This is a genomic window from Aquiflexum sp., assembly GCF_041749095.1.
Lineage (GTDB): Bacteria > Bacteroidota > Bacteroidia > Cytophagales > Cyclobacteriaceae > Aquiflexum.
This window is the reverse complement of record NZ_JBGTCA010000047.1, coordinates 1-1,581: the sequence shown is the minus strand read 5'-3', so window position 1 is coordinate 1,581 and position 1,581 is coordinate 1. Positions and strand designations below refer to the sequence as shown.

At 39.5% G+C, this 1,581-nt stretch carries 2 protein-coding genes and 1 pseudogene; all 3 read left to right on the top strand.

The annotated features are described in order from the left end of the window. Positions 1 to 184: AI-2E family transporter (locus ACEW8O_RS03315; RefSeq protein ID WP_373493202.1), on the top strand; the 184-nt coding region annotated here is incomplete at its 5' end. A gap of 14 nt (positions 185 to 198) precedes the next feature. After that, a complete protein-coding gene (gene ychF, locus ACEW8O_RS03310) occupies positions 199 to 1,296 on the top strand; it encodes a redox-regulated ATPase YchF (RefSeq protein ID WP_373493201.1) in 1,098 nt (365 codons plus the stop codon). Between the two features lie 106 nt (positions 1,297 to 1,402). Then, a pseudogene (locus ACEW8O_RS03305) lies at positions 1,403 to 1,581 on the top strand (CRISPR-associated protein Cas6); the annotation flags it as partial.

The window sequence follows — 1,581 nt, the reverse complement described above, 5'->3', positions numbered from 1 at the left end:
GCCATTGATTTTTTCGAAATCTGTAAAAGCACATCCGCTTGAAATTTTTGTTGTTATCTTTGCCGGTGCAAAAATCGCCGGTATACTGGGGATGATCTTTGCAATCCCTGTTTATACCATTATCAGAGTGTCCGTGATGGAATTCTATATCGGGTACAGGGAATATAAAATCTTCAAAATCTAAAAAGAGAATAATTAATGGCTTTACAATGTGGTATCGTTGGACTCCCCAACGTAGGAAAATCTACTTTATTCAATGCGCTTTCAAGTGCCCGTGCCGAGGCAGCCAACTTTCCATTCTGTACCATCGAACCCAATGTCGGGGTAGTGACTGTTCCCGACAAGAGGCTAAATGTCCTGGAACTTTTGGTAAAACCCAACAAAGTGGTACCGACTGTAATTGAATTTGTGGATATTGCAGGCCTCGTCAAAGGAGCAAGTAAGGGTGAGGGATTGGGAAATAAGTTTTTGGCCAATATCCGTGAGGTTGATGCCATTATACATGTGATCAGGTGTTTTGAGGATGAGAATATTGTCCATGTTGCGGGCAGTGTGGATCCGCTTTTCGACAAAGAAGTCATTGACACAGAACTTCAGCTCAAAGACCTTGAATCAGTGGATAAAAAAATAGCACGGATAGAAAAAATAGCAAAATCCGGGGATGCCAAAGCTAGGAAAGAACTTGAAGCGCTACAGCTATTCAAGCAGGGACTTTTGGATGGCAAAAATGCCCGTGCAATTGAGGTGGATAAAGAGCAGTTGGAAGTAGTCCGTGATCTTCATCTTTTGACAATCAAGCCTGTGCTGTATGTGGCAAACGTGGATGAAGGAAGCATTATCACCGGAAATAAATTTGTAGACCAACTGAAAGAAAATGTAAAGGATGAACATGCTGATGTAATTGTACTTTGTGCTGCGATAGAGTCCCAAATTGCTGAATTGGACGAGCCGGAAGAGAAAGAAATGTTTCTTTCCGAATATGGATTGGATGAAAGCGGTTTAAACAAACTGATCTCAGGAGCCTATAAATTATTGGATCTGATCACCTATTTTACAGCAGGAGTACAGGAAGTCAGGGCGTGGACTATCAAAAAAGGCTGGAAAGCCCCACAAGCTGCAGGAGTGATCCATACGGACTTTGAAAGGGGATTTATTAAAGCCGAGGTAATCAAACTACCTGATTACGAAACATATAAAACTGAGGCTTTTTGCCGGGAAAACGGAAAAATTGCAATTGAAGGGAAAGAATATGTAGTTCAGGATGGGGATATCATGCATTTTAGATTCAATGTGTGACAAAAGAATAAAAAATATTTGTACTTTTGAGGGAAACCCATGTACTTGCATGTCGTTATAGATTAAAAATCAAAAAATTGTTTTATTTCATTTTTAAACAAAAACCGTGAGAATCAGATTAATATTTTCGTTAAAAAACAAAGGTGCTTATTTGCCTTTTCATCATCAGTACATCTTGGCTCAATTCCTGAAAGGTTTGATTGTCAAAGGTGGTAAGGAGGAATTTTTCAATTACAATTACTTCAACTTCTCTGGTCTGAAAGGACAGACCAAAGTAAGTAGAAG